We start from the raw sequence: 23,444 nt of genomic DNA, 5'->3' as shown, positions 1-23,444 counted from the left end.
GGGGGGGCGGAAACGGCCTCCCTATTTTCTAATCATACGTAAAAACAAGATATCATGAATACCTTAAAAATATCAAAGGATGATGTTTCTGGTAGAAACTATACACCTTATCTATTATTCGGAGTACTCTTATTAACCTGGCCGTTGTTGCAGGGCTTGATCATGAGTTGGGACCCTACGATGGGTTTTATTGATCCAAATATCTGGTTGCTAATCTTAATGAGCTTGATCTGTTTTTTGATGGTGACAGGCTTAAGCTGGTGGCTGCTGCAAAGGTTTTGGATGAGGCTGGGACTGCCTTTGTTAACTGAGATGGTTTTATCTTTTAAAAAATTAGGATTATGGCAGCAATTAGGATTTTATTGGGCTTCTTTTGCTTTGCTTTTGTTGGCAGCAGTTGGGGTTTTGACCGCAATCGTGTAGCTGATGGAGGGGCAAAAATTATCATCGAAACAGCTAAAAAGGAAATTGGCGTTCGTGAAGCTGGGGAGAATGCTGGCACGCGGGTGGACCAGTACAACGCGTATGTTGGCCTTAAAAAAGTACCATGGTGTGCTTCGTTTGTGTCATGGTGCTTTGGTCAGGCGGGCTATTCGCAACCGCGCACGGCCTGGAGTCCTTCGCTTTTTCCCACTGATCGGATTGCCAAGAATCCGGTGGCTGGAATGGTGTTGGGGATATACTTTGAGCATCTAAAGCGGGTGGGGCATTGCGGAATTGTTGAACGTGTTCACAACGATTTGGTTTACTCAATTGAAGGGAATACTAATGTAAATGGTAGTAGGGAAGGAGATGCGGTATGTCGCCGGATGAGGCATGTGAGAAGCATACACCGCTTTGCTAACTGGACTAAGAAAGGAGACCGAAAATGAGAACTTTATATTTGTTGCTTTTTATGCTTTTGTTCTATTTATCGGCCCTTTTAGAAGGTTGTGCCTTATTCCAGAAAAGCACTAAAACGAGTTCTAATCATAAGCAATCATTGGAAAAGCAGTTGGAGTCGAGCCAGCTGCTTTTTAAAACGGCAAACAAAGAAACGCAGATTTTTACTTATTGGAATGATAGCGGGTTTTATCAAGTTCAAAATATCAGAGAGCAAATCGATATGGCAAACAGTAATAGATTAAAAGCAGAAGAGAAGGAGGAGGCTAAACAGGAAACAATTGTGAAAAAGACTAAACCGTTAAAATTCTGGGTTTATGGTCTGGTATGCATAAGTGTAATCGCCTGTTATTGGGTTTATAGGAGGTTTTTTTGAAATATAAAAGTGTACAATCGTCCTTCAAAACATATCTTAAAAATAGTTACTTTTTCCTCAAAATACTAATTAATGCTCTTTGTACTTGTATTTACAGTGAATTAGAATGAAAGAAAATCGGGAAGTAACATGCTTTCTCACCCTTCTTATTATGTGTCTTATAAGAACTTGTCATTTCTCTTGGCGCTTGATAATATGCGTGTCTTGTCATGAAGAAAGGAGGCTTTAATTTTATCTGAAAAGCGAATGTGAGATGAAAGTTCACCAAGACTTGAAAGTTCTTCATTCTCTTGCTCAACTAAATATTCAATAAAAACCTCAGTTCTTTCCATTCTAAGTTCCATTCTTTCATAAATTTTTTGAGAATTTCTGAGTTTTAATTCATCATTAGCTGATTTACTCAGGTAGTTGGACAGGTCTTCTTTGAAAATTCCACAATCTAGACTGATCAGATCAATGTATGCGAAGTCGAAGGCTAAGTAGTCGTAAATATAGTTCCCGAAAGCCGTAATCTTGATCTGATCTATCTTCTCTGAATACTCTTCTAGTCGATTACTTGATTCTATTAGGCCCTTATTTAAAAATACATTTAAATGATGTTCACAATCATCTTTGAGATAATACAGCTCTTCGAATTCTTGAACAAAATATTTGGCATCTATAAAGCCGCTTGTTGTTTCTGATCCAGATTTGTTGTGCAAAAGGTTTAAAATACGTAATCCGGTAAAATGGGAGCTGTTTATATCCGTTCTAAGTTGCATTATATTTGGTATGCGGCTTAGTTTTTCATCGTAGAATACGCGATCTGGAATCATCATTGGTTTAATCACCTGATGTACTTGAAAGACCCAATGTGTGTTTTCTGCGACTTCATCAATGTTTGTATATCCAGAGGTAATAAACCCTTTGAAGAACTCTAGGGCCTGGCGTACGTCTCCATGAGTTGCAAAACGCAAGAAGTAACTTAAATGTGAATCTTTTTGTTTAATTTGATTCATACAAATCTCAAAAAAGCTTTTCAGTGTGATTAAGGCTCCATCAGTAGCAATCATATATTGCTTCTCAACATCAGGGGTATATGTCAATTGTTCAAGTATATAATCAATTCGCTTAAGAATAACTTCGGGAATTACTGGGGCACTTAAATGGAATCCTGGAGTATGATAAGCGTCAAGTACCCCCTTAGCCTTTGCATTATAAAATCTTTCCTCCCTCATTGATATTATTACCAAGCAACTCAATTTTTTTGCGATTTCAACTGCTGTTAGATAGCAAACATCCTGTAGTGTTGGAGTAAGTTGATCCATGTTATCTAAAAAGATTACCAACCCTTTGTTTTTGCTTTTCCAATAAAGGCTAATTTTTTCTGCAAAGGTCTTTTTGTCGGCCAATTTTTCAATAATAAAGTCACGAAGCAATCTTTGGTAATCAGAGTCACTTTCTTCTAGACCAACTAAAATTTGCTTCTTATAAATATCAAATTCTACTGAAAAAAGGTTCAATATTGTCGATCGGTCACTCTCATATAACTTATCTCGGTCAATTTGCTTGAGAACACCATCCCAAATTTCACTTGTAAGAGTTTCGCTTGTTTGCGATGAGTTTAACAGATCAATCAAAGCAACGTTTGCATACAATTGTAATTCTTGAGGTTTAATATGAAATAAAAACCGTTTTAGAAAAGTTGATTTGCCAGAGCCTCTTCCCCCAAAAAGGATCATCACATTATCCAAATTATGTTGCTTTATTGTTCGGACGATCTCAGAACCAAAGGCTCCTCCAGTTTTGTTGTCTGAAAAATCTTTTACCCCCTGATTTTTAAAATAAGGTGTCAAAGAATCATGTAAGAATCCTTGGATGTTTTTTTGTAGTTTATCATAATGGCCTTTATTTACAACGTAGCAATGATTCATAAATTCACCATCAGTGTCGGGAATTGCTCCTAAATACCTTCTTGACAGTGCTGAAAACGATGCCGCATACTTATTGCTATTCACAGGAGTGTCATATGCTGTAATATTTTCTTTTGGGAAAAATATTTCAGGATATATTTTTTTTGAGATCCCAATAGTTGATTGTAAAGATTGTTGTTTTATCACACTTGTGTATCCAAGGAGATTGACTGCTTCAGTATAGTTGTTGATAAAAAAATCAAAATCTCTTATCACAAAGGCAGGTAATTTTTTCCAAGGTATTTGATTTGTTGAGCTTACTTTAAAGATTATCCAAGTGCGTCCATTACAAATGGCAGCATAATTACACATTAAATCCTCGCAATATTCTTTAACTTGAAAAACTGCTTCTTTGATGCTACTAGACGAGAGTAATTTTTCCAGGGGTATTTTTTGGTATGTATTTTTTAGGTTTACTTGGTTAGGCAAGTTAAAATAGACATCTTTCTTTTTACTTTCAACGACAAGAACTGGTTTGTCATTGCTTCCATATAGTACATAATCAGCTCTATTACCGTTAATAAATACCTCAACAAAATTTTTGGACTTGGGCCATTTTAAATATTTTTCAAGAATATCATCAATAATCTTAAATCTAACTTCGGCTTCGTTAAGAGTTACACCATTGTAAAGGGCTTTTAGACTGGTTGCAAGTTCTATTTCTGTCATAACTTATAATCTCAGAGACAAGGTAATCACGAATCCACAAAGTCTAGAAATTGTTTGGAAGAAAGTTATGAACATTATGATGGTATCTCACTAGTAGGAATTTAGCTAAGTTTATGTTCGTCGTAATTAATGTTTGTCCAGATCATTAATTTGTCTGCCCTTAAAAAGGAGTAAATAAAGGGGGGATTAATTTGAAGATGACTGGTCTTAAAATGATAATAATACTAATAATAACCACATTTTACTGCGTTTTCCACTAAATTTCAGCTAATTAAGGTTTATTGTTAATTTTCTCGGGAGGTTTGGTTAAATAACTGTTGGGTGTAACCTCATGTTGTAAGACATATCATCAGTTAAGGGGGGAGTATGCAGATTTGGTACTTACATTATTTCTTGTTAGTTTTATCGTGAAAGCGTTAAGGGTGCATGTTGTAATAGGCATGTGCCCTTTCTTATTTAGTGTTGTGAGGTCGGTATGCAGTTGTGCTTATTTGTTTAAAAGGTACAACACCCAAGAGGCAAGGATAGCTGGTTAGCTTATAAAAGATACAAGTTGGATTGCTCCCTCAACGATGCCACCACATCAATATCCAAAATTTGAACTTTCCCGTTAATAATGCTTTTTTGATAGATTTGTGGATATGATCGCTGCTTATGAGAAACACATTTAAGTTACTTGGTATTGGATTAATGGTTGGAGGATGGCTCTGTGCAGGTATAGGATTTACAATAAATATGCCTCACCCCATTAACACAGCTGTGTTTGTCGGGGGATTGATCATGGTGTTTGTTGGAATTATTACGTTCGGCATTATAGTTCTGAGGAGTTAAGGTTATAACTATCCGTTTACAGTTAAAAGTAAGGATACTCAAAATCTGTTATTACCCTTTGAACGTAAATGGTAACTGGTTCTATATTATGGAATCCATTAAGTATTTGCATCTACAATAAAAAGTAACTTTTTATCTATGAAGAAACTATACTTGTCTTTAGTGGTCATTCTCTTTTTGATAATCAATCTATCATTTGCACAAAATAAATTCGCCATCAAGGATGAAATAAAGAAAGCCGCAATCTCACTTGATACAGGTAAATTCTACAAGGGTAATAATCAATACAAGCGATCTGTTTATGACAAGCTAAAAAAATTCAAAGTTTTGGGTGTTGGTGAACAGACTCACGGTACGCAGGAGTTCTTTCGAACGAAAAAAGCAGTTATGACTATGTTGGTCCGTGAATACGGATATAACCTAATCGGACTAGAGGCCTCCTTCGCTGAAGTGGAAAACTTGAATAATTATGTTTTGGAAGGTAGAGGTGTTTTAAGAGAGATATTGAAAAGCTTTCGTCAATATACGTTTGAGTGCGCTGAATTCGAATTCTTTGTAGAAGGCGTCAGAGATCATAATCGCAAGGCAATCTCAAAAGTTAAATTCTTCGGATTTGATTTTCAAAGTCCATTTGCAAGCCTTCAATATTTATACAAAGTAAACCAGCTGAATGGAGGGAGGCGAGGAGAAGAAATTCAAGGCCTGATCAAAACTTTTACGAAATTGAGCGACCAGATCTATTCACATAGTATTGACTCTTTAGAATTTTCAGAATTAAAAATCACAAGTCGCGAAGTAATTAATGACCTACAGGTAAATGCTCGTAACAACAGTATGCTTTTTCAATATATTGAGAACTATAAACAATTTCTTGAATTAAATAATCTTGTCCTTAAAGCTGATTCACTGAGTATGGGCAAAATATCTGTATTACGTGATTCGTTGATGGCTATGAATGTTTTGAGTAATATGAATAAGGGAAAGATCTTACTCTGGGCACATAATGCACATCTGCAAAAAACGCCCAGTATTTATTCAAAGTCGATGGGGTATTTTTTGAAGGAAAAATTAAAAAAAGACTATGCTGTAATAGGCCAGACCACCTCTACAGGATACTTTACAGCATTTGATCCAAAGGCAAATAAAGTAACCAACAAAAACATGGTTATACCACCAGGCGTTACCGACTTTGAATACATTTTCTCTTTAACTGGGATGCCTGTATTTTTCTTTGAGACGGTTAAATTTAAAACTAAGCAATTACAATCAGATAGATACAGATTGCTTGGGTATGGAGTTACAGATAGGCAATTTATAAAAGGTAATCCTTTTTTAGACTTCGATTTTATACTTCATATAGAGCAAAGCTCTGGTAGCAACAGTTTTTATCTGAAATGATTTCTGGATTTAATAGTAAGTAGATATTTAGTCCTTTTCGATATTTTATTTTGTCTTAAATTATTTTTCTTATTGCAAATAATAATTTAAGTATATTTGTATCACCAACACCTCGCATGCCTCTGATTCAAGCACACTTTGCGGGGTTTTTTTATGCCTTTTATTTTATGAATTTAGTGATTGGTGTTCATGTATTATGGACTAAGTGTTTTTTTTGAACATGTTTAACGTAGACCACCTCTAAAAGATATTTTATTTTGTCGAGAGTCTATTTTACTGCGGACGTATCATCAGTTAAGGGGGGAGTATGCAGATTTGGTACTTACATTATTTCTTGTTAATTTTATCGTGAAAGCGTTAAGGGTGCATGCTGTAATAGGCATGTGCCCTTTCTTATTTAGTTTTAGATATGAGTTCGATTCTCGTCGGGACCACAAAAAATTTTTCCCACCGTGGGAACAACATGGGAAGGATATCCGAAAAGTTTTATATCGGATGGATGATTTTATGAGAAAGCCTTTAGATGAGAATCTGGAGGCTTTCTTTATTTAACGTGGATTGGAGTTAAAGTTTTGAATATATGTATTTTTAAATACGGACGTATGGTGATTTACACATCAAAAACTGAACACATATGTATAATATGTCCAATATTTATAAAAATATGAACATGTTTAGTTGATGTGTCCATATTTATGCTTTAATGCACACATGTCCAGTTTTGGACAATAACATGAACGCGTGTATGGCATATGATAGAACTAAGCCCTAGCGATCTTCTTTTGCTTCCTCCGTCTAAGGACGTGGAGGATATATAAATTCTAAAAAAACGCGTAACAACATCACGGGCACTTGCTGCGGCAAACGGCACAGTAAAAAGATTACCAAATCCTTATATGCTGATAAATACTATAGCGTTGCAGGAGGCGAAAGCATCAACGGCGATAGAGAATATTTTACGACTGAAGATGAACTTTAATAGCCTCTGTACCCGTCATTTTTCTTTTTGTAATCTTTGTTTGATTGTTTTTCTCTTTCTCTGAAAAGCTTATCCCAAGCCGATTCCCCGGATTGTGTTGGAGATGAATTTGATTTAATTATATTTTCTATGTCATTCCAGTTCAGGCTTGTTGTTTTTTTCTTTCTGGTGTTGGTAGGTTGGTAGTATTCTTCCTCATTATCAATCAACGATGTTTTACCATTTCTTTCGTTTCTGATTCTTTCAAGTTCAATCCGCTCAGCTTGTAACTCGGCAGCCATGTCGCCACTTTGCTTTGCAAAATACATCTTAGTTATGGACGGGTCTTTTAGTGGCAGCATATAGTCAGGGTCATTAATATCCACAATTGCTGCCTTGCGATAAGCATAGTCAAATTGGCTATAAACACTACCGTTTTTTGGACTATAACTTTCGGTAAAAAAATCGAAATAAACCAATGCCTTACCGGTTTTATCATCAAAACCCGCAAGACAATATCCATGGTCAATACCTTTTAGGCGGTTAATGAAATAGGTTTTCCTGGAAATGAGTTTCCCGGTTTTTGTGTCAAATTTTGTAACTTCAATACCCTTATCTTCCTGTATAGGCTTTGAATATGAATATGCATGAAGGTTGTCATCAACCATTATATCGTGATTCAATCTATATAGTGTGTCGTTATTTGCGCTAAAGAAAACGAAGTTACTTCCCCATTCTTCGCAACTTACACCATTGCTGTTATCTGCCGCATAAATATGGCCACCCTCAAAAAGCAATTTGTTGTCTGCTGAAAAAATAAAATTGCTGGTACTAAAGTATTCACTATTTATTCTCATCAGCTTCTCCGTTTTTTCATCAGGGGTTATTTTATATACTTCATAAGATCTATTTTTCGCTTTTCCCTTTACCGGACTAGCTATCAGGCTATAGTTGTCTCCATTTTTTAACAAACGGAAGTCCTTGTATTTTTTATTGTTCAAAAAACCTAAGCTTGGTTTATAAGTATTCTTTTTGTCGTATATCGAATCTATAATTCTGTTACCAGTGTTTAGATTAAAGGTTGCCTGAATAGCTTCGGGATATAATAGGTTTACCCGGTTATTGGCCATATCAAACTGACCTAACTTCATGGAAAGGCCCGTTGCTGAATAAAAATTCATTGCTTCTATATTTCCATTCAAACTATTGTTGAGAAATATACCTGATTGCGTAGTGCCATCGGTTTTTTTGAATGTACCCTCGCCATGATACATTCCTTCCCTAAATTGCCCGTTATAAACATCACCATTGTCATAAAAAAGCGTGCCATAGCCACTGTACAAACCGTTTACAAAATTCCCCGTGTACATATCGCCTGTTACTTTTACCAGCCGTCCTTTGCCTTGGGGCATTCCGTTTTTAAACTGTCCTTCGTAAACGTAGTTGCTGGCTTTGTAGGTGCCAGTTCCGTTGTTGCAGTCGCCATTGATGCATTGGGCACCCACCCTAAAAGTAAACAGCAAGATTAAAATTGTGAGTAGATTTTTTTTCATTTTATTAATTTTAAAATACAACCGTTACTTGTAAAAAAATAGCTATTGCTAAGCAAAGCATCCAAGCCCAAAACCATTTTGCTGATAAACCGGTTTTTTTAACTGCCTGGTAATACCCGAAAATCATGACTAAAACTGCCAATGCAATAGCCAAAACAAACTGCGAAAATCCGCCAAACGGAAAAGGCAAAAAATTGAAAACATAATACACAAACAAAACCACCGAACCCATAAAACATACAAAGCCAATGCGGTGGATAAAATCCCATTTCTTATCTTTTAAAAAAACCAGTGCTGCAATTATTTGTATCAGCCATTTTGTACCGGCAATGCTCCCCGAAATTATCATGGCATTTACACTACTGTACAGCCAAAATTTTTGATTGATAAAAATGCCTGTAAGAACTACTGAGAATAGGAAATAGAGTGCCGCCTTGCTGCTGCTGCTGATGTTATGAACTATCATTGTATCCTATTTTAATTGTTGTTCGTATACACTTCAAGTCGGTCAGATACCAGTTGCAGGAGTTTCTGGAATGAAATCTGCAATCCGTTCGCCGATATACTTACAGGAGCCCCGTACCATTTGTAATTCAGCGCCATCATTTTTCGTTTGAACCTGTTTGTTTCCCTGTTGATATAAGTTTGGGGATTACTTACCTTAAACAGGATGATCGGCTGCGATTTTATAGTAAGCACTTCAATAGCCTGTATGTCTTTCCAGTAAATTTTTATACCGGATGCAGATGAATAGTTTATAATACCGCTATCATCAATCATCAATCCTGGCCCATTTGCCATAAGATTGCGAACCAGGAAATAGGAGGCAAAACCAAAAAACACAATCGATGCAGCACCTATCGTTTTTGTGAACCAGGAGTTGACTAACAATTGGTTCTCAAATGTTGGATTGGCAAAGAGCAGCCAGCAACCTATGCCTACAAATGAATTAGCGCCAATCAACAATAAAAAATTTTTGCTTTTGCTAAAAGGAATTATAACCGGATTTGTAATGCTCATATCCGTCTGTATCAGTAATTCCTAAAACTCCGGTTCATCTGCTTTTGGGCATCCCGGTAAATTTGATCCATGGCGTTTTGATGCCTGTCCGATTCAGACTGGGCGCCGGGACGGAAAGTAGCCGTAGGCCTGTTATTGTTGGGCATCGGCCTGCTGTTTTGTGTGCCGCCCTTGCCGTAGGTTTTTTCCCACCATTGTTCATAGGATTCTCCCTTGGTAGTGGTGCTGGCAGTAGAGGTGGCAGCTTTCTGGCGGGCCGCATTTAATGCAGCGAAATAATCTAGTATTTTCTGCTTTTCTGCCAGGGCTCCTTTCATTCCCATGTCGGCGGCTTTTTGGTAATATTCCATTGCCGTATTCAAATCAGATCCGGGCGCTTTGCCCAAATGGTGGAGCACGGCAAGGCCATAGTAGGCATCCGCATCCTTACCTTCTAAGGCCGATACTTTCCACCAGTGGTAAGCCTCCTGATAATTTTTAGCTTCAAAAGCATCATAGCCTTTCATGTAAGCAGCTGCCAGATCGGTGGCAGCTGTAGTTTTATCCAGCAGCTCTACTCTTAGCAGGGCTTGCTTATTGCCGGTTTTCGCAGCTTCATTGTACCAGTAACGGGACTTTTTTTTATCAATTAAATACGCATTTTCATTTTGAGCTACAGGAGTTGGGAAATCGTTGCCGGTGCCATACTGATAAAGTCTTCCCAAACAGTACATGGCAGGCGGGTATCCCTGTACTGCCGCCTTCTGATAATAGTAGATTGCTGAATCTATTTCTTTTTTGGGCGCGTGGATATAGCCCTTTTCAAATCCGCCTGCCAGGTAATACGCTGCTACAGGTATATTGCCCTGAGTGTAGAATTTTCTTAAAGTATTTACAGCCAAACTTACACTGCCAGCATATTGTAGTTTCTCGGATGCTGCTTTACAAGCCAGTTCGGCAGATGGAGTTTTTTCCGCCACTGGAGCAGTGTTGGGGATTGTTTTTTTATCATCACCATCCAATACTTTACCGGTTTTATCAATATGATAATGCCCCTTATCGGTACTCACCATTGCAACACCGCCCGAAAACGAATAAACAAATTTATACTGCACTGGGATTACCATTTTTCCTTCTTTGTTGATGTAACCATATCCTGCACCCCATACTGGAGCAACAGAGGCCATGCCCTCTCTAAAATCATCAACCCTGTCATAAATTGGCTGCACAACTACTTTACCAACATTATTAATAAAACCCCATTTTTTATTAAGCTTCACCTGAACCAAACCTTCATGAAATACTTTTGCATCATCATAGGTAAACGGAATAATTTGCTTGCCTTTGTTATTGATGAATCCCCATTTTCCATTGAGTTGAACCGCCGCCAAGCCTTCGCCAAATGCTTCTGACCATTCGTACATAAATGGAATTACGGCTTTATCGTCTTTATTAATAAATCCACTTTTTCCATTTGCTCTAACTGACGCCATTCCTTCCGAAAAATCGAGTGCAAAGGAATATTTATAGGGGATTACCAAATTACCTTTACTGTCTTTATAGCCGTAACAATCACAATCCTTGTTCCATACCGCTTTTAAGTCCTGCGCCATTAGCGATGCGCTGAAAATAGCCAGAAGTAGTGTTAGCATTTGTTTTATCATGTCGCTTTTATTTTCCGTAAATAATAATCGTGAAATTACTTTTTTCCGTATCTTCTTCATTTCTATAATAGATGGTTTGAAAAACAAGCAAAGGTTTTTCGGTGCCCAGGGCATACACATTGGTGGTAATATATCCTTCAGCCTCTGTACCATCGCTTACAGTTTTGTGAAATTTAGTATCAAAATATGCATTTTTCATGAAATCCATGACAACGGCCTGCACTTCATTGGATTGAGCTAAAGGAATGATCCAGTTCAGGGTAACCGCATTTGGGTATTTGCCGATTTTTACAAAGCCTACATTCGGCTTCAGTTTACAGGGGTAGAAGACCGAAGCGGTGTCTGTTTGTATTTCAGTAATATCCTGAAAATTATTTTTGGAGTGCTGGGAAAACTTATTTAACAAGTCTTTATAATTTTGCTGCTGTGCATTAGCGATGGTGATTGAGCAGACAAATAATAAACAGAGTATTGCTGATTTCATTTTTATTTCTTTTATGTGCTTTATAAATAACTCCTATGGTTATAGCTTTTTTGCAGTAAATGTACCAGAACCCTGTACTCCTCGTCTTTGCATTGTCCCGGTAAATGTAGTGCCATCACTGCTCAGTGTACCCGTATTATCCCAGAGGTAATCGCCGCCTGCAGTTTGTTCTTTAAAGATGAAATTTACGGTTTTTCCATCTTGCGTCCAGGAACCTGAATAGGTTTGGCCCGCTGCGATGTGCCAGGCAAAAACGCGGCCGTCTCCACCAAATTCAAATATGTTATCAGTGAATGATATACCGGTTACTTCCATAGTAACCTGCCAGTTGGTGTTGTTCACCGATACCTGCGTAGGATCATCCTGTTTGTCCTTTTTACAGGATGATAAAAAGGTAAAGAGTATTAAAATGGCAAGGTTTAGCTTGATATAGGTTTTCATATAAACGATATGCTTAAGTAAAATAAATTGGCGCATTATGGATTGAGCTTTACAATTTCCATCCGGAACCTGGAGTCGCTGATACTAAAAAGATCTTCTCTTTTTTGATAGACAACGGCATAGTAGGCCCCGTTATAGTATTGGCAAACCCCAAGGTCTACTTGCTCATACTGACCATTCGGATAATCAGCAGTTGCATATTTGCCCACTGTTTTTGCGCCAGTTGCACTGACGACTGCCAACGCGGTGTATTTATCTCTTTGAACATAGTTGGAGGGCGAATAACTGTATAGCATATAGGCAGTGTTTTCAGGTGTGAACTTTACAGAAGCTCCCGAGCCCTCTACTGGTCTTGTACCTGTGGTTGCCCTGCTCATGAAATTGCGGCCTATATCTTCGGGAACAGCAACGTCTCCGTAGAGTTTGGTAAATTGTGTACTACCTGCTTGCCACTGGTAACAGTGTACTTTGTTAAAACCTAAAGAACCTGCAGATGCGGTTTCACCTATCAGTACTGTATATTTATCGTTCACTACATTGCTGGCAATAATCATATTCGCACTTGTAAGATTCGCTGCATCCAAACCGGGCATTTCCTGCCTGGCCAGGGTAAAAAAGCTCGGCTCCATACCAGTCCTGGATACAAAGTCAGGATTGTTTTTCAGCATCGAAAAATAAACTTTGGAACCTTCAGTAGATACCAGGAACTGGTTAACTTTTCCATCCGAAAGACGCATTGCATCAAAGGCCCTCCAAGTAGTCGGATCAAGCCGCCATACATTTTCGGCAACCGTAAAATTGCCTGTATTGGGAAAAGTATAAGAAAGCACATACGCCTGTTTATTACCTCCTGGTGTTGTCATGGAAAGGCCTCCATCGGTATACCAGTTGATCGGCCTGATCGCCGGAGTTACATAATCGGTGTTATTGCCGGCAATAGGACCTTCTTCATCACGATAGATAGACACCGAATATGAACTGCCCTCCATTTTCATATATACCGGTGTAAAAGTTCCCGGAATAAATCTCGAGCTGTAACAGAATGCCCAGCCGCCTCTTTGCAAAGGTATACTTGCGGGAATTGGAGATCCCGGGGTAAATTTAACTTTGTAGGTCAGGTTGCCCTGCACTCCGGTCATTTTATAATCCTCGCTGTAAAGCAAGGCCAATTGGTTGTCTAACACTGCCAGATCGTAAGGTGTCATTGCGTAAGAGCCCGCAAAAGCCGACACGGCATGAATGAAAGGAATGGTACCTACTTTTTTCCAGCCTGTCGATTCATTGATTAAAGGCCCTGATGATCCGTTTTTACTTTCATCCGGAGCATTTTTATTCTTTTTACAGGCAGCTACAACTATCAAAAACGCAAGCGCAGCATAAGTTATATTTTTAAAGTTCATCTGGTTGTTTATTACTTTTTAATTGTCTTTTTTAGCAAATATCCAGGATACATTAAAAGAAACATTCCGGGTTTTTATGGCAGGATCGCTGGCATTGTGCTGAACATCAAATACCTTTTCCGCATACTTGTAGTTTGCGAGATTGACTTCGGCATCGATGCCCAATTGCGCGAAAACACCAAGGGCAAGCCCGATAAGAGAGATGGTTAAAATTAGTTTTTTCATCTTTCGATTAGAATAGGAAATTAGATTGTAAAAGTATCTTATTCTAAAAAACTGGCTTACAAAATAGTTTAGATGTATGTCTCATCTTGCCGAAAATTTGTCTCACTAAACAGATTTTGGCTGGTCTCTGCTACTTTGCAGCAAGAAACACAGGTGCAGGTTTGCTTAAATATTCAGAAGGTGTAAACGTAGTACATTTTTTAAAAGCCCGATAAAATGATGCCCGGCTGTTAAACCCAGCTTCGTAAGCGATGGCCTCAATTGTCAGGATATTTATTTTGCCTTCCAAAAGTTCTTTGGCTTTCTCCACCCGCTTTTCATTGATCAGATCAAAGAAGTTTTTATTCATCTGCTTGTTGATCACCGCAGAAATCTTGTCGCTCGACATGCGCATGCCTCTTGCCAAAATGCCAAGCGTAAGATCAGGATTAGTATAAATACCGGACTCTGTCAGGTACGCTTCAATACGTTGCGCCAACAATAGTAATTCGTCCTGGTGAACGCTGGTCACGTTTATTTCATCTTTCACCATTTCCTCACTGGCCGGCAGTGTATCTTTCAGGAACTGCTCATAAGTTTCCGTTGTAAAAATGGCATGATGCCGGAAACTGTAAAACAGAATGAAGAAATAAATAAAGGTAATCAGGCAGGGCAGGTATAGGTATTCCACTAAGTATTGAGGCAAAAAGACATATAAAACTGATGTGGCCAGCGTCAGCACAAGTCCCAATATGACAAACTGTGTGATAAAAGCTAACTTCGTTTTTTCCAGGTTAGATACCGTGCTGACCAGGCGCTTTCTATATTGTCTGATCTTACCAGCCGATGCGAACACACTAGCCCAGATGGTCAACATTCCAAATATATTAATCACAGTCATCTGCCATGGCAAGGGCTCGCTGAGCAAAGACTGGACAAAGCCAGGGCGTTCCAAGGCCGGAAGCATCAGATAGGTTACCGGAAAGGAAAGCCCGAAAGCAGAAACCAAAAAACCACTAATCCAGATTGGATGTTTCAAATTTAAACAGGAACCAGTAAATAAACAGGTATAAGTAAAAAATAAGGGGCCGAAAAATGACGAGGTACACCAGCACAGAAAAAACAAATAAGGGAAATTTGTAAAATATCCGCCTACAATAGTTGCGTTTCCCAGGAATGAAATGGCCGTGTCCAATAAAATGAGGGCCAAAATCTTGTTTGGAAGCGTATTGTTTTTTCTGAAAAAGAAAGCTATAAATAGGATAATTAAATTGAGCGCAAGACAGATGTTTAAAGCGAACATATTTTGGTGTAAGATCCCAACAGGTTAAATTGCTTTTGCTAAAGTAAATAAAATAGTGTCAAACCAGAGAAGAAATAAATTAATGATGTTCTACTTTGCAACCCAAAGGCAGGCAACTGAGGGGGCATTTGCAAAGCCTAAATGGATATTAAATGATGAGTATTACCAAAAAGGTGTTTAAAGATTGCTCTAATAAATGACATTATTTAATCGCGATCAATTAGAGGGTTATTAGACGAAATGATAAAAGAAGGTTTTAGATGTAATTAATACATCTTTTTTATTAGAGTTTATTGGAGCATTAATTAAAAGTTTGAACTTCTAAGGAAACCGTTCGTATCCGATCATGAGGTTTTTATAATTTAAAAAAAGGCCAGCAAAATCCACATGCTGGCCTTAAAAATTTTGACTGCTAAATCCCTGTTAAACCTGAAGGAAGTGGATTAAACAAATCATCTTCTAAACCAGCGGCATTCCGCAGGTCATCTATAAAAAAGTTCGAGTTCTGTATCGTCGGGACCACTTCAAAGGAAAGGAGCGATAATTTCGCTCCTTTCCCATTTATATTTCCACATCAAATTAGGGCCTATCCACATCTATTTTTCCAAAATATAACACATGCTTTCAGATGAATTGACATATCGTTTGTTCACAAATTTTATTTCCCATCCAAGGAGTGCCATGGAGTTTAATGCTTCTACCTCTGTAGTGTATTTTATCTTATTGCCCTCCCGATCTTTTGCATATTCGAGTCCTTTTCCAGTATCAATTTGAACGGTAATTTGTGCGCCTGGAACTCTGTCCTGTGGTATCATCATTCCGTACCTGGCGGGTGAGGATTTTAGTGGAGTTTCTTTTTTAATCCAGGAAGAGATAAGAAGAACAAGAACTAAGGCTAGCGATAACTTACCTACGGTGCTAAATTTGATTTGTTTCATAATCTGTGAATTTGAATTGTAGTGTTTAAAAATACGTCAATTTGAAGTGACTCTTAAGTTTAGTCCAACAATTTCCCTATTTTAAGGTATTGCTGATCATGCTGCCAAAGTTGAAGAATAATGTCTTTACCTGCTCCTGATGAATAATTATCTACAGCCAGAAATCACTACAAAAACGCAGATTTGGCTGCGGATATTTTTGTATCAACAGCCAAATGTATTGCAGCATTCCGGCCTCGCAACCACTTTAAAAAAGTGTTATCTTTATGCTTCAAATCGATTACATGAAAAAGACGCTCAGCATCCTAGGCCTCGCTTTGGTCGCGATCCAGCACATAAAAGCACAGGACAACACCAGTCAACCTCTGATCTTCACTCGACAGAGGGCCATAGACTCCATTGTCAGCCAAAAGGGTAACCTCTTACAATTGGAAAGTAGCGGCACAAAGCCTATGCTTCATATTGATGGCCAACTGAAGTCTTATAAATACATATCCAACATTGCGCCAAAAGATATCAGTAAGCTAACCTACTATGCTCATACCAAAAGTGGCCCTTATTATGGTCTACTGGCTGACGGAGGTCCATTAATTGCTTTACAATTGTTGAAGAAAAGCCCACAACCAGAAAAGAATGGTCTTCAGGGTTATGAAAAAAGTGCCCACTATATAGACGATTCTAGCCCCAAACAACAAATCATTCCACAGGATAATACTATTTATCTGCCTACAGAACCAGGACTGTACGTAGCGGCCTATATGGGTGGTATGGAGAAGTTTGATAAGTTCATTGCAGACAATATAAAATATCCTACGGAAGCTGAAGCAAAGAAAATACAGGGTAAGGTCAAACTGAGCTTTGTCGTAGAAAAAGATGGTTCGTTAACGAATATCAAGCCCGAAACCAAGCTTGGCTATGGCTTAGAAGATGAAGCGAGAAGGTTATTTATGTTGAGCAGAAGGTGGAACCCATCCATAAAAGATGGAAAACCTAAGAGGGTAAGGTTGACGTATGAGGTGAAATTTGAAAAGAATTTCAATTAATCTATAGCACCAGGCATTACCGACTTTGAATACATTTTCTCTTCAACTGGAATGCCTGTATTTTTCTTGGAGACGGTTAAGTTTAAAACTAGGTGTTGCAGCTTCATTACTAGCAGTTTCCGGACTGATGTGGTCTTTGGGTGGGAAAAACGTTAAGGAAGATCCTTCCATCCGCAAGATGTTCTATCGTGGCGCAAAGGAATATATTACTTTCATAACCGATCACTTGAGGAAAGTTCTCAGGTATAGAACCGCTGGTTCTATATTAAGATTGCTTTCAATTCACCCATTTAGGTTAAAGTTGCGTCTTAAGGAAAACCAATATAAACTTTAACTGTTATGAGAAAAAATCTTACCCGAACGGGACGGCATTCCTTGCCGGTTATATTCATGCAGCTTTTCATTTTGGCTACCGGAGCGAGTGCTCAGGCCACAGGAAAAATCAGCATTGAAGGTAGAAACATCACTTTCGCGGTTGGTCAGCAATGTTAAATTTGAACGCAATGGAAAGGAGGTTCGGATGATATGATAACCTGAATCTTTACCCAGATTAGCCATAAAAAGCCGGAAGTGCGGCGAATGCTTTCGGCTGGAGTTGAAATGTTGCCGCAAAAGCTAATCCAATGGTTAGTTGGTAAGTGCCAATTGACAAAAATTAACAGAATAATCATTTTATAAGAACTGTAATATTTATTGCTATGAAAAAAAGTATGCGTAATATTGGATTGGTCATCACAATGTTTGTGATCAGTTTAACGGTAAGTTGTAGCAAGTATATTGAGAATCCTAATCCAGAGATTCCGTTGGAGGATATACCTGTAATAGCGGATCGACGTTTGTCAATCAACGGGGTTGAACTTAATCCAAACACCACGTTGGAAGAACCAATTGGCATCCCTCCCGGTGCTACCAAGGCTCACGTCCGGCTGACGCTAGCTGGTGCGATTATGAGCACTGCTTATGTACAGGTCAATACGAGTACAGGTGGAGCAAAGGGCTTCAATGTCAGTCGAGACATATCCACTCCTTTCAAATATCAATATTGGCGTCCTGGTGACAATGCTGACCTTTGGATTACGGTTGATATTATTAATCCGAGGCACACCCCTGGTGATCAATTCAAGATAACTTTTCCCGGCGAAGGCACCGCCGGCCCTGTTGCTTGTATTTTCCAGATCCAGGAAGGCGCAGTCAATGAGCTTCCGGATAAAATGCCCTTCCACCGTAATCCTCTTGTGTTGCATGCAGACGGGGTAACCCCAACCATGAACTTGGATATGGCTGCCATTAAATGGTCGGATAGTGGTTATGACGCTGATGGTAAGCCAGTCTGGCGTTCCCGGCTATCTCATGGTTATTCGCAGTCCGGTAATAGTGAGACTGGCCTTTATACAAATGTTGAAGCATTTCCGGAAGACGCGGTGAACCCCCAGACCCGGGAGGTAGATGGCGAAGGGAGACCATTTGTTCGGTTGCATACGATAAAGTTTGAAGAGCCCGTTGCCTTTGGCGGTAAAATATTTCCTTTTCAGGCGTCTGTATTGCAGGCCTCATACCTTCCAGACTGGAAGCATCGCCTAGGCGTTTATCGAGCTCAAATACAAACCCCAAGCCGTCGTGGAGCATGGTCTGCTTTTTGGGCTATAGGAAGCGATCTTAGTACAGGCGTTAGCCAATGGCCGCCAGAGATTGACTTCTTCGAGAGCTTCAATGGAGCTTACGGGGCAGCCTACACGCCCCGCTCTACAAGTTCGGCACAACACATAGGTGTGCATGGCTCCAACCAGCGCGATATGGTAAATGGATTGAAGAGTGAATTGGACCGTGTCCCGGGCTTCGAGCTTAACGTAGACCTGAATGCTAAGCCCCACGATTATGCCTGCGTGATTGAAGCCGACTGGATTACGCATTTTGTAGATGGCAAAGAGACCCTGCAGCATAGAAATATGCTTGGTAGGGCCGACGGCGGTACCGATTGGGCTTTTTATCCCATCATAAACGTTGCCGTGAAAATAGGTGCGGAAAATCCTTATAATGAAGGAACTCCGGATCTACTATGGTATGGCCTGCAATACTATGCTCCAAGGTCCGGATGGTCCATACAGTAAGTTCTTCAATCATGGATTCCCTGTAACAGCAGGCTATCGAGACCAATAGTTTCTAGAAAGGTAAAAAGGTTTTGAAACCAAATCTAATAATAAAAAAAGAACCGATTATTTTCTAGCGGCGAGTACAGCTGCATTTATGATCCTGTTTACCGGCAAATACAATGTATTAAATCCGGAAGGGGGATTTCTTGTCGAGAATCTGCCGGGCGCGAAAATTGGTGCTGAATATACCCAGCAAGCCATCAGCTCACATTTCCCGTCGCTGGGTGCCGGATTCGTGGCGGTATCGCTGTTATTTTTCGCTTTTACGACGATCATGGCCTATTATTATATTGCCGAAACCAATTTAAGTTATCTGGATAAAAAAGGGAATAAATGGGCGGTGAATATCCTTCGTCTTCTACTGTTGTTTTCCACCTTTTATGGTTCGATTAAAACCGCTGAAGCAGCCTGGACTTTGGGCGACATTGGTGTAGGTATGATGGCCTGGCTGAACATTATTGCGATCCTGCTGCTGCGCAAGCCTGCAATGAAAGTATTAAAGGACTATCAGGAGCAACGTAAGGCAGGAAAGGATCCGGTGTTTGATGCCAAACATGCGGGAATTGAAAACACCTCCGAATGGTAAGCCGCTATTAGGCAACAGCTTTATGTTTTTTTGATTGTTGCACCGAAGGAGCACCAGATAAGTAGGTGCGGGCGCCACCCCTGGCAGCGAGTATGAAAAAATGTTTGTTGCCAACACACCGCTTGGTCGCAGAGGTCAGCCTGAAGATATTGCGAAAGCTGCTGTATTTTTGGCTTCCGATGATGCAACCTGGATCACGGGAGAGCAAATTTCCGTTTCTGGTGGTATGTATGGTTTTTAACTTCATAATTGGGTGTGGTTCTGCTTATAATCAGCCATAAGTTAATATGTTTTTCTAGTTGTGGCTGGTTATGTTGGGTTAAATTATTACAGATTTTTATATAGCATCGCTGTTACTGGAAGAGCTTAAAGAATCTGGATTTATATCTGCTTATTTACCCTATGACAAGAGCGTAAGAGATAGCATTTATAAACTCTCTGATGAGTTTTCTTGTTTTTATCTGAAGTATATGGAAAATAGCAGGGCTACAGGTGAGGGTACTTGGTTGAAGCTATCTGCTACACAAACATGGAAGAGTTGGAGTGGTATGGCTTTTGAAAGTGTCTGTCTAAAACACGTTCGTCAAATTAAGTATGCTCTGGGGATTTCTGGAATTTACACGGAAGATTCAATATGGCGATATGTTCCTGGAAAAGGTGATTCAGGAGCTCAAATTGATTTACTTATTGATCGGGCAGACAATTGTATAAGTCTATGTGAAATGAAGTTCTCAAATTCTGAATTTATAATTGATAAACCGTATGCCGAAATACTGAGGAGTAAGCAACAGGTATTCAGAACGAGAACCGGATATTCAAAGACTATCTTTACAGTAATGGTGACCACTTTTGGCACAAAGGATAACATACATAAAATAGGGCTGATTCAAAATGACGTTGTATTAGCCGATCTCTTTAGAAACCTGTAGAGGCTCATAAAGTCGGACAATTCGTAAATAACTCTTAAATGCAATAAATGAAGTGGAAATATAGAACATACAAACTTTGGGTAATTAATACTAAAACAGAGGCGAATTTATATTTATGGGACAAATGGAAAGCCCTTTTGCCTTCGTTGGACGCACTTATAAATTTAACTAGTGAACCCGCATTTATCCGTTCATTTCAAAGTTATGAGTTTGAAAACCGTTGGCTTGGTTTTGGGAGAATGAAATGGAACGAGGAAAGTAATATCAAGTGGACTACAAAATACATCAATGTGAAGACAAGGGATAAGATCCCCGACTTTTCCCATACAGAAATATGGGCACCTGATTGGAATCGAGTATGCGACGAAGATATGCCGCCTGATATATTTGTAAAATTGTACAATTTTCCCCGTCTGGAAGAGATTAAGGAAGGAATTATTATCGCTATGCCAAAATCTTTATACAATAAAAACAAAGGTTTGGTTGAGTTAGAACTAACGAAGCTAACCAATGAAATACCTGGTGCAACAATTTCGACTTCAACGAGATCATGGTGGCCGGGATGGAAAATTCGAAATCAGATCGGCGACATTAATCCTCAAGAGATAGAAAAAATTATCGAGGGATAAGTTGGGTGCCTCATTGTTTAAAGATGTAAAATCCGAATTAATGCTCCTCGATATTTTATTTTGTCGGAAGGCAATTTTACTGCGTTTTCCACCAAATTTCAGCTAAGTAGGGTTTATTGTTAATTTTCTCGGGAGGTTTGCTTAAATAACCTGATAAAATACAACCTGATTAAAACGACCTAAAACCCTTAGCCAATGAAATAAAGAAACGACAATAACAGATCATACTTCTTAAATGAGGTATTAATTCAGAGTCTCCACTTATAAATTACCACAAGTACGGGAAGAGACAGTAGATTAATGCCTATAACAAATATTGTTGTACTTTCGCAAGTGCACTGTAGCGTTATAGGCTCTATGTAAACCCGTTCCCAAGGCTGTGGTAAGCCCATAAGTGCGGTATTTAGAGCTTGCTACAGTACACTTTCGTTATTGTGCGATAAAACCAATCCACTATAGCTTTCTCTAAATCCCTGCTGAGACTCATTTTTTGAACCATAAAAAAATGAGCATATGTATGCACCCGACCAATTTCTACACAAAAGACCATCAGGAACAAAAGCTGAGCTTGATACGTTTGTAAAAACTACCTTAAAGAATTTTTTTGAAACCTATTCACTCGACGATAGTCTCGAATATCTCTGGAGAATGATCCAACAGAGTTTCTATACCAAAAGCCGCATATTACCGAATGCAGAACGAGCTAATCTAATTGCCTATTATGAACACCTTCATAGCTTGATTTTGGCAATTAGTCTCGTTAATAATGACTTAGAAAGACCGAAATAGATGCTCTCGCTGATGCGGAGCACACAAAACGGCCCTGCAATCTTACGCTGCCCCAAAAAGTTAGACACGATTTGGGGCAGTGTAAATCATGGCCTTTTTCGAGAATTATCTTAAATTATTAAATATTTTTTCCAATGCGTTATCAAGGTCAAGACCATGGAGATTCTTGCCAAGAATCTTTCCCGAAGGATCGATTAGAAAATTCTGAGGTATACTGCTAACTTTTAAAAGTTGAGCAGCTGAATTTGCCCTGCCTTTCATATCGCCAACATGAATAAAGTTATCAGTCCCATCTTGATTGATTGCGTTAATCCACTTTTCCTTAGATTCGTCAATAGATACAGCTAGTACAACGAATCCATCATTTTTGTATTTTTCGAAACTCCGCTTTAGATTTGGATTCTCTAGTCGACATGGCCCGCACCACGAAGCCCAGAAGTCGATGAATAGGTACTTGCCCCGAAAATCACCGACTTTCACTAATTTTCCAGACAGATCGGGTTGTGCAAAATCAGGAATGAGATGTCCTTTTACATATGAATTTTTAACGTCAATCATCTTTTGGAGCGATCTTCCTAATGGAGTTTGTTGGAGTGAAGTGTCGAGTAGCAAAAATGCTGATGGGAAATCCGGCGGATTTGCAATAGGTTTGGCAAGTTCTTGCACTGCGTAAAGCGCTATGGGTGATTTTGGCTTTTTTCGGATGAAGTCCGTTGCGTAGGCAAATTCAATTGCACGAAGCGAATCTAATTTAACCTTGGTTTCCTGCATAAGCTTGGTGTTATTTTCTCTTGCATAAGCATAATACCTGGTATTTACAGGCTGCATCGCGTTATAGATCTTAAATAAGCCTGCATAATAAGTGATATACTCATCATGTAATTTCCCGGCATTGATAGTAGATGTGTTAAACTTGTCTGCAGACTTTACAAAAACTTTGCCGTTCGAAAGAAACAGTTTCAAATTGTCTTCATGGATGATCGTTGTAATTCTCCCTTGTCCACGATGCTTCAGACGAAGAGCGGCTCTCTCCGGGGTACCAATAAATCCTTTAAAAGCAAACTTACCATCTTTTACTTTTGCACTATCGGATAAGTTTGAAGCTGTTAGGTAAACCATTTCAGCATCTGGAATAGCTGTCACGTCCCCGTAGATAGTATAGCCAGCAGTTTTTTCCTGCGACTTAAGGTTAAATGTACCCATTAAAATAAAGCACAGGAACATCAAAGATATTTTTCTCATATGATAACAATTGAGTGTAGAAAG

At 38.9% G+C, this 23,444-nt stretch carries 23 protein-coding genes and 2 pseudogenes; 13 read left to right on the top strand and 12 right to left on the bottom strand.

Features of this window, described 5'->3' with window-relative positions; genetic code table 11:
- Positions 1-54: 54 nt before the first annotated feature.
- The 3 genes from BLS35_RS20040 to BLS35_RS20030 are packed head-to-tail and all read left to right on the top strand — an operon-like array spanning position 55 to position 1,258.
- Complete coding sequence (locus BLS35_RS20040) at positions 55-423, top strand: hypothetical protein (protein WP_090784677.1); 369 nt, start codon at positions 55-57, stop codon at positions 421-423.
- Positions 342-872: a CHAP domain-containing protein gene (locus BLS35_RS20035; protein WP_132226034.1), complete on the top strand. Its 531-nt coding sequence runs from the start codon at positions 342-344 to the stop codon at positions 870-872. The genes BLS35_RS20040 and BLS35_RS20035 overlap by 82 nt, the downstream gene beginning before the upstream one ends.
- Entirely contained in the window at positions 869-1,258 is a 390-nt protein-coding gene (locus BLS35_RS20030) for a hypothetical protein (RefSeq protein ID WP_090784675.1), read from the top strand. The genes BLS35_RS20035 and BLS35_RS20030 overlap by 4 nt, the downstream gene beginning before the upstream one ends.
- Before the next feature lie 158 nt (positions 1,259-1,416).
- On the opposite strand, the gene BLS35_RS20025 is transcribed toward BLS35_RS20030, so the two are convergent.
- Complete coding sequence (locus BLS35_RS20025; RefSeq protein ID WP_090784671.1) at positions 1,417-3,879, bottom strand: hypothetical protein; 2,463 nt, start codon at positions 3,877-3,879, stop codon at positions 1,417-1,419.
- Positions 3,880-4,848: 969 nt separating this feature from the next.
- Here BLS35_RS20025 and BLS35_RS20020 point away from each other — a divergent pair.
- Together BLS35_RS20020 and BLS35_RS28410 are read left to right on the top strand one after the other, a co-directional pair.
- The gene (locus BLS35_RS20020; protein WP_090784667.1) at positions 4,849-6,108 is read left to right on the top strand and encodes an erythromycin esterase family protein; all 1,260 of its coding nucleotides are present in this window, start codon (positions 4,849-4,851) and stop codon (positions 6,106-6,108) included.
- A gap of 818 nt (positions 6,109-6,926) precedes the next feature.
- Positions 6,927-7,151: a Fic/DOC family N-terminal domain-containing protein gene (locus BLS35_RS28410; RefSeq protein ID WP_207909146.1), complete on the top strand. Its 225-nt coding sequence runs from the start codon at positions 6,927-6,929 to the stop codon at positions 7,149-7,151.
- On the opposite strand, the gene BLS35_RS20010 is transcribed toward BLS35_RS28410, so the two are convergent.
- The 10 genes from BLS35_RS20010 to BLS35_RS19970 form a co-directional block, all read right to left on the bottom strand.
- Positions 7,084-8,619 carry an MORN repeat-containing protein gene (locus BLS35_RS20010; RefSeq protein WP_132226033.1) on the bottom strand — a complete coding sequence of 512 codons (1,536 nt, stop codon included), beginning with the start codon at positions 8,617-8,619 and terminating at the stop codon, positions 7,084-7,086. The two genes, BLS35_RS28410 and BLS35_RS20010, sit on opposite strands and share 68 nt — an antisense overlap.
- Before the next feature lie 10 nt (positions 8,620-8,629).
- The gene (locus tag BLS35_RS20005; protein WP_090784660.1) at positions 8,630-9,085 is read right to left on the bottom strand and encodes a hypothetical protein; all 456 of its coding nucleotides are present in this window, start codon (positions 9,083-9,085) and stop codon (positions 8,630-8,632) included.
- Positions 9,086-9,096: 11 nt separating this feature from the next.
- Positions 9,097-9,639, bottom strand: coding sequence for an STM3941 family protein (locus BLS35_RS20000; RefSeq protein WP_090784657.1), 543 nt, complete (start codon positions 9,637-9,639; stop codon positions 9,097-9,099).
- An 11-nt stretch (positions 9,640-9,650) separates the two neighbouring features.
- Complete coding sequence (locus BLS35_RS19995) at positions 9,651-11,270, bottom strand: SEL1-like repeat protein (protein WP_165973365.1); 1,620 nt, start codon at positions 11,268-11,270, stop codon at positions 9,651-9,653.
- Positions 11,271-11,289: 19 nt separating this feature from the next.
- Positions 11,290-11,766: a hypothetical protein gene (locus BLS35_RS27910; protein ID WP_165973364.1), complete on the bottom strand. Its 477-nt coding sequence runs from the start codon at positions 11,764-11,766 to the stop codon at positions 11,290-11,292.
- A gap of 39 nt (positions 11,767-11,805) precedes the next feature.
- Complete coding sequence (locus tag BLS35_RS19990) at positions 11,806-12,207, bottom strand: hypothetical protein (protein ID WP_132226032.1); 402 nt, start codon at positions 12,205-12,207, stop codon at positions 11,806-11,808.
- Positions 12,208-12,242: 35 nt separating this feature from the next.
- The gene (locus BLS35_RS19985) at positions 12,243-13,607 is read right to left on the bottom strand and encodes a hypothetical protein (RefSeq protein WP_090784650.1); all 1,365 of its coding nucleotides are present in this window, start codon (positions 13,605-13,607) and stop codon (positions 12,243-12,245) included.
- A gap of 18 nt (positions 13,608-13,625) precedes the next feature.
- Positions 13,626-13,832 carry a hypothetical protein gene (locus BLS35_RS19980; protein WP_090784647.1) on the bottom strand — a complete coding sequence of 69 codons (207 nt, stop codon included), beginning with the start codon at positions 13,830-13,832 and terminating at the stop codon, positions 13,626-13,628.
- 130 nt (positions 13,833-13,962) lie between these two features.
- Complete coding sequence (locus BLS35_RS19975) at positions 13,963-14,850, bottom strand: helix-turn-helix domain-containing protein (protein WP_165973363.1); 888 nt, start codon at positions 14,848-14,850, stop codon at positions 13,963-13,965.
- A gap of 860 nt (positions 14,851-15,710) precedes the next feature.
- A complete protein-coding gene (locus BLS35_RS19970) occupies positions 15,711-16,052 on the bottom strand; it encodes a hypothetical protein (protein WP_090784641.1) in 342 nt (113 codons plus the stop codon).
- A 284-nt stretch (positions 16,053-16,336) separates the two neighbouring features.
- On the opposite strand from BLS35_RS19970, the gene BLS35_RS19965 reads away from it, so the two are divergent.
- From BLS35_RS19965 to BLS35_RS19925, 8 genes and pseudogenes are all read left to right on the top strand, one after another.
- Complete coding sequence (locus BLS35_RS19965; protein WP_165973362.1) at positions 16,337-17,095, top strand: energy transducer TonB; 759 nt, start codon at positions 16,337-16,339, stop codon at positions 17,093-17,095.
- 339 nt (positions 17,096-17,434) lie between these two features.
- Positions 17,435-17,587, top strand: coding sequence for a hypothetical protein (locus BLS35_RS27905; RefSeq protein ID WP_165973361.1), 153 nt, complete (start codon positions 17,435-17,437; stop codon positions 17,585-17,587).
- 206 nt (positions 17,588-17,793) lie between these two features.
- A complete protein-coding gene (locus BLS35_RS19950) occupies positions 17,794-19,203 on the top strand; it encodes a glycoside hydrolase family 16 protein (RefSeq protein WP_090784631.1) in 1,410 nt (469 codons plus the stop codon).
- Positions 19,204-19,318: 115 nt separating this feature from the next.
- Positions 19,319-19,831: pseudogene (locus BLS35_RS19945) on the top strand (alanine:cation symporter family protein); the annotation flags it as partial.
- A gap of 94 nt (positions 19,832-19,925) precedes the next feature.
- Positions 19,926-20,072 (top strand): annotated as a pseudogene (locus BLS35_RS19940) (SDR family oxidoreductase); the annotation flags it as partial.
- A 229-nt stretch (positions 20,073-20,301) separates the two neighbouring features.
- Positions 20,302-20,760, top strand: coding sequence for a hypothetical protein (locus tag BLS35_RS19935; protein WP_090784627.1), 459 nt, complete (start codon positions 20,302-20,304; stop codon positions 20,758-20,760).
- A gap of 47 nt (positions 20,761-20,807) precedes the next feature.
- The gene (locus BLS35_RS19930; protein ID WP_090784625.1) at positions 20,808-21,389 is read left to right on the top strand and encodes a hypothetical protein; all 582 of its coding nucleotides are present in this window, start codon (positions 20,808-20,810) and stop codon (positions 21,387-21,389) included.
- A 513-nt stretch (positions 21,390-21,902) separates the two neighbouring features.
- Positions 21,903-22,178, top strand: a complete 276-nt coding sequence (locus BLS35_RS19925) for a tetraspanin family protein (RefSeq protein ID WP_090784623.1) — start codon at positions 21,903-21,905, stop codon at positions 22,176-22,178.
- 105 nt (positions 22,179-22,283) lie between these two features.
- Here the strand turns inward: BLS35_RS19925 and BLS35_RS19920 are convergent, their stop codons facing one another.
- Positions 22,284-23,420, bottom strand: a complete 1,137-nt coding sequence (locus BLS35_RS19920; RefSeq protein WP_165973360.1) for a TlpA disulfide reductase family protein — start codon at positions 23,418-23,420, stop codon at positions 22,284-22,286.
- Positions 23,421-23,444 lie beyond the last annotated feature (24 nt).

The organism is Pedobacter sp. ok626 (assembly GCF_900100435.1).
Taxonomy (GTDB): Bacteria; Bacteroidota; Bacteroidia; order Sphingobacteriales; family Sphingobacteriaceae; genus Pedobacter.
The sequence above is the reverse complement of the archived record's forward strand: the minus strand, read 5'-3'. Positions and strand labels throughout refer to the sequence as shown.

Bases quoted from the DNA above. Each gene is read 5' to 3' on its own strand.
- BLS35_RS20040 (WP_090784677.1), top strand. From the start codon at position 55: ATGAATACCTTAAAAATATCAAAGGATGATGTTTCTGGTAGAAACTAT.
- BLS35_RS20035 (WP_132226034.1), top strand. From the start codon at position 342: ATGGCAGCAATTAGGATTTTATTGGGCTTCTTTTGCTTTGCTTTTGTT.
- BLS35_RS20030 (WP_090784675.1), top strand. From the start codon at position 869: ATGAGAACTTTATATTTGTTGCTTTTTATGCTTTTGTTCTATTTATCG.
- BLS35_RS20025 (WP_090784671.1), bottom strand. From the start codon at position 3,879: ATGACAGAAATAGAACTTGCAACCAGTCTAAAAGCCCTTTACAATGGT.
- BLS35_RS20020 (WP_090784667.1), top strand. From the start codon at position 4,849: ATGAAGAAACTATACTTGTCTTTAGTGGTCATTCTCTTTTTGATAATC.
- BLS35_RS20010 (WP_132226033.1), bottom strand. From the start codon at position 8,619: ATGAAAAAAAATCTACTCACAATTTTAATCTTGCTGTTTACTTTTAGG.
- BLS35_RS20005 (WP_090784660.1), bottom strand. From the start codon at position 9,085: ATGATAGTTCATAACATCAGCAGCAGCAGCAAGGCGGCACTCTATTTC.
- BLS35_RS20000 (WP_090784657.1), bottom strand. From the start codon at position 9,639: ATGAGCATTACAAATCCGGTTATAATTCCTTTTAGCAAAAGCAAAAAT.
- BLS35_RS19995 (WP_165973365.1), bottom strand. From the start codon at position 11,270: ATGCTAACACTACTTCTGGCTATTTTCAGCGCATCGCTAATGGCGCAG.
- BLS35_RS27910 (WP_165973364.1), bottom strand. From the start codon at position 11,766: ATGAAATCAGCAATACTCTGTTTATTATTTGTCTGCTCAATCACCATC.
- BLS35_RS19990 (WP_132226032.1), bottom strand. From the start codon at position 12,207: ATGAAAACCTATATCAAGCTAAACCTTGCCATTTTAATACTCTTTACC.
- BLS35_RS19985 (WP_090784650.1), bottom strand. From the start codon at position 13,607: ATGAACTTTAAAAATATAACTTATGCTGCGCTTGCGTTTTTGATAGTT.
- BLS35_RS19980 (WP_090784647.1), bottom strand. From the start codon at position 13,832: ATGAAAAAACTAATTTTAACCATCTCTCTTATCGGGCTTGCCCTTGGT.
- BLS35_RS19970 (WP_090784641.1), bottom strand. From the start codon at position 16,052: ATGAAACAAATCAAATTTAGCACCGTAGGTAAGTTATCGCTAGCCTTA.
- BLS35_RS19965 (WP_165973362.1), top strand. From the start codon at position 16,337: ATGAAAAAGACGCTCAGCATCCTAGGCCTCGCTTTGGTCGCGATCCAG.
- BLS35_RS27905 (WP_165973361.1), top strand. From the start codon at position 17,435: ATGAGAAAAAATCTTACCCGAACGGGACGGCATTCCTTGCCGGTTATA.
- BLS35_RS19950 (WP_090784631.1), top strand. From the start codon at position 17,794: ATGAAAAAAAGTATGCGTAATATTGGATTGGTCATCACAATGTTTGTG.
- BLS35_RS19935 (WP_090784627.1), top strand. From the start codon at position 20,302: ATGGAAAATAGCAGGGCTACAGGTGAGGGTACTTGGTTGAAGCTATCT.
- BLS35_RS19930 (WP_090784625.1), top strand. From the start codon at position 20,808: ATGAAGTGGAAATATAGAACATACAAACTTTGGGTAATTAATACTAAA.
- BLS35_RS19925 (WP_090784623.1), top strand. From the start codon at position 21,903: ATGTATGCACCCGACCAATTTCTACACAAAAGACCATCAGGAACAAAA.
- BLS35_RS19920 (WP_165973360.1), bottom strand. From the start codon at position 23,420: ATGAGAAAAATATCTTTGATGTTCCTGTGCTTTATTTTAATGGGTACA.